2 protein-coding genes and 1 pseudogene are annotated in these 3,914 nt (G+C 54.6%); 1 reads left to right on the top strand and 2 read right to left on the bottom strand.

Annotated features, from left to right (window positions below; all coding sequences use genetic code 11):
* Positions 1-97 precede the first annotated feature (97 nt).
* A pseudogene (locus M3P21_RS22170) lies at positions 98-1,561 on the bottom strand (SLC13 family permease).
* Positions 1,562-1,714: 153 nt separating this feature from the next.
* Positions 1,715-2,698, bottom strand: a complete 984-nt coding sequence (locus M3P21_RS22165) for a LysR family transcriptional regulator (RefSeq protein WP_249713684.1) — start codon at positions 2,696-2,698, stop codon at positions 1,715-1,717.
* On the opposite strand from M3P21_RS22165, the gene acdA reads away from it, so the two are divergent.
* Positions 2,698-3,903 (top strand): 3-sulfinopropanoyl-CoA desulfinase, encoded by a 1,206-nt coding sequence (gene acdA / locus M3P21_RS22160; protein WP_249713683.1) that lies wholly within the window; start codon positions 2,698-2,700, stop codon positions 3,901-3,903. The two genes, M3P21_RS22165 and acdA, sit on opposite strands and share 1 nt — an antisense overlap.
* Positions 3,904-3,914 lie beyond the last annotated feature (11 nt).

The following is a 3,914-nucleotide window of genomic DNA, read 5'->3' as shown; positions in this document are numbered from 1 at the left end:
AACATGACCTAGGCCAAAGCTGGATTGCAACGTGAATTGAGTCGGCCAATGCGCGTTGAGGACCGTTTGTATCGCTCCCTTAGATTTGCTTGAAGTGCTACCAACCCAAAATGGGACGATAAACAAAGTGGACTGTCAGAGTGCACAGGGCAATACCGCACAAATTGAGCCAAAGCCCTGCCCGCACCATATCGGTGATTTTGAGATCAGGGTTCGAAAACACGATTGCATTTGGAGCTGTAGCGACTGGCATCATGAATGACATGTTTGCAGCAAGCGCAGCTGGCATCGCTAACAAATGCGGGCTCCAACCGAAGCCGACAGCAACGGCGGAAACCACCGGAAGTATCGTTGCGGCCGAGGCTGGGTTCGACATGATCTCGGTCAGAAAGACCATCATTGCAACGACCCGGAACACCATGGCCAGAACCGTGATGTCAATTCCTGACACCTTGTCTCCGATCCACTCCGCCAGCCCGGTAATCTGAAATGCCAATGCCACGGCTAGCCCGCCTCCGATCAGGATCAATACGTTCCAGGGCAATTTCACGGCGGTTTCCCAATCCAGCGCGAATTTCGTCATATCCGCATTCACCGGAGTCGCGAAAAGCAGCAAAGCTACGATCAAGGCTACGCCGGTATCCGTGATCGGTAATCCGGTGAAATGCGTAATCTGGTCTCCGAAAATCCAACCGGTTGCGGCCAGAACAAAGACCGCTGCAACGGTCTTTTCCGCGCGGCCCATCGCCGGAAGCCGCGCCCGTTCAATGTGAACCGCATCGGCAAGGTCGTTATCCGCCATGCCCTCGCATCGAAACAAGGCAAAGCTCAGCAAGACCCAGGCAATGAGCAACATTACAATCGTCACCGGAAGGCCGATCATCAGCCAATCAACGAACTCGACCGTTATGCCGTATTCGCCAGACATGATCGTCGCCAGTAACGCATTGACGGGCGAACCGATTAACGTGGCCATGCCCCCAATCTACGCGCTGTAGGCCACCGCAAGCATAAGGCCGACAGAAAACCGGCGCAGTTCGTTCGACGTCGCAACTTTGCTTTTCATGAAGTCGATGACGGACAGTGCAACGGCGAACATCATGATCGTCGCGGCTGTATTCGTGATCCACATCGAAAGGAATGCGGTTGCAATCATGAAGCCCAAGGTCAGATTGCGCGACCCTGTACCGACCCTTGAAACGATTGCCAGCGCGATGCGCCGATGAAGGCCGACAGCTTCAATCGCCATAGCCAGCATGAACCCACCCAGAAATAAGAATATGAGGGGATGGCCATAGGCCTGCGTGACCGTACCGATCTCGGCAACTCCGGCGAGAGGCATGACGACAACCGGCAGTAATGCAGTGGCAGCCAGTGGAATTGCCTCACTGAGCCACCATGCAACCATCCACGCCAGCAAAGCCAACAACGTCCAGCCCGCCTCGGACATTCCGGGCGGTGGATCAAGCGAATGAACAAGGAAAAACAGGGTCGGACCCGAAAATAGCGAGAGGCATACACGCCAACGAGAACGGGCTGACTGGACTTGAGATTCCTGCATCATACCAACCTTCGGCGTAACATTTCCCGACGATTTTTCTGCGCAGCACTCAAGGCCGCGCCCTGTATCAGACTAGGGCAAATGTCTTACTTATGTCATCTGCAGGTTCCTTGTTCGGGTGTTGCCAGCCATACACCAAACGATTTGAGTGGCTTAAACTTCCGCGTTTTCCAGACCGGTTATGCTGGTCTCAAGCAGTGTCATCAGCTTTGGGCGCCACATTTCAGTCAGAGCGTCTTCGCGTGTCACCAGCGAGATATTGCGAAACAACGGCTGCGGCTCACAGGGCAGGACAAGAACCTGATCAGCCCCATACCGCAATACATCTGTTTTTGGTAAGAGCGCGTATCCGATCCCGTTTTTTACGCAATTTACGATGGCTTCGATACTGTCCAGGATAATCACTTCCTTGAACTTCAATTGCATCTGATCGCGGTATTGGGCGATCAGTTTTCCGATGCCCGACGATGGGATGAAGTGCAGAAAGGGATGTGTCGCAGAAAGTTCGGCTAGTCCTTTCGCCTTGATGTCCGACGGTGCCGCGACCACCATTTCTTCGCGGATCAATGTCTCGCAGCAAAGATCAAAAGTTGCGTCCGCGATTTCAGTTACAATTGCCGCATCCAGTTGACCGTTTCGGACCTGTTCGCACAAACTCTCCGACAATCCGGTGCTCGTGTTCAACATTGCTTTTGGAGCCAGTTGCGCTGCGGTTCCGAGAAACAGGGGCAGGATGCGGGCAGCAGCAGAGGGGACAAACCCGATACGGTAAGTCCCGGTCAGTTGATCGGTGGGCACACATCTTGATTTCAGAACCGAGTAGGCATCGACTATTGTCTTGGCGTCCTGAGCAACCCGTATTCCCAGTGGCGTCAGTTTGGGCGGCCGGTACCGACGATCGAACAACGTTGCGCCAAGCTCTACTTCCAGCGATTTCATCTGCATGCTGACCGCAGACAGGGTCATGTTGCGGATTTCTGCGGTTCGGGAAAATGAGCTGTGCTGCGCAATCGCAACCAGTGTTTCAAAAGTTGAAATCTGCATAAATTCAATAAAACTTAATTTAAGCACAAAGTAAATTCGATTGAAAACAATATGCGGACCCTCACATAATTGTGAGCAGAGAGGATGACCCAATGCTCGATCAGGGAACAAAGACGTATCAGGAAATTGCCCGTGAATTGGCACCCGGATTTGCGGAACGCGCCGGTCACTGGGACGAAACCCGCACCTATTGCTGGAAAAACGTGCGTGAACTGACCGACGCTGGACTTATGGGCATGACGATCCCGCCCAGGTTCGGAGGGCCCGGAGCTTCATACCTTGATGTGGTTTTGGCTGTCGAAGAAATCGCGAAAGCCTGCGCGCTGAGCGCCCGGATCGTCGTCGAGGCCAATATGGGCGGCATCAGCGCGATCATGGCCTATGGCACGGAAGAGCAACGTGACTTTGTGGCCCCGCTTGTCCTGTCAGGGGACAAGCCCGCAATCTGCATAACAGAGCCCAACGCCGGCAGTGCCGCAACCGAGATCCAGACAACGGCTCGACGCATTGGCGGGAAATATCTGATCAACGGCACAAAACACTGGATCACCGGTGGCGGTGTTTCGAAGCTCTACCTGATTTTTGCGCGTGTTCTGGATGAAGATGGAGCCGATCTGGGGATCACCGGTTTTCTGGTTCACTACGATCCCGAAAACGGCATCGCCCCCAAAGGGTTCGATGTGGTTGGCCGCGAACGGACCATGGGGCTGTGCGGAATGCCCGAAGTTGAACTTCGATTTGCCGATCTGGAAGTTGACGCGCGTTTCGCTCTGATAACCCCTTCGGGGATCAAGCACGGCTTCGCAGACCTGATGACTGCCTATAACAGTCAGCGCGTCGGGGCCGGAACAGTTGCCATGGGAATTGCAGCGGGTGCGCTGCAGCATGCAAAAAGATACCTGAGCAAGCGTTATCAGTTCGGCCGCCCGTTGCAAGAGTTTCAGGGTCTTCAATGGATGTTTGCGGACATGGACACGGCGGTCCATGCGTCACGTCTGATGCTGCACGAAGCCGCCGGAACCCTTGGGTCGGCTGGGTTTCCCGACATGATGATGGCAGCCCGTGCAAAGGCCTTTGCGTCTGAACAGGCGATCAAGGTCGTCAATGATGCCTTGCAGATTTTTGGCGCGCGCGGATACGGCGCGCAGGAGCCGATCGAGCGCATGTATCGCGACGTCCGCATGTTCACCATTGGCGGTGGAACCGCGCAGGTTCTGAAAACACAGGTCGCGGGTACTTTGTTGGGCATTAAAACGCCGCAAACCAGAGATGGGTACGCGAAGCTGGCCGCGAGTTGATAGCTTGCGAC

It is taken from the genome of Ruegeria spongiae (assembly GCF_023502395.1).
Lineage (GTDB): Bacteria > Pseudomonadota > Alphaproteobacteria > Rhodobacterales > Rhodobacteraceae > Ruegeria_C > Ruegeria_C spongiae.
This window is presented reverse-complemented; position numbering and strand designations above follow the sequence as displayed.

Excerpts from the sequence above, each read along its gene's own strand:
- acdA (WP_249713683.1), top strand. The coding sequence starts at position 2,698 with ATGCTCGATCAGGGAACAAAGACGTATCAGGAAATTGCCCGTGAATTG.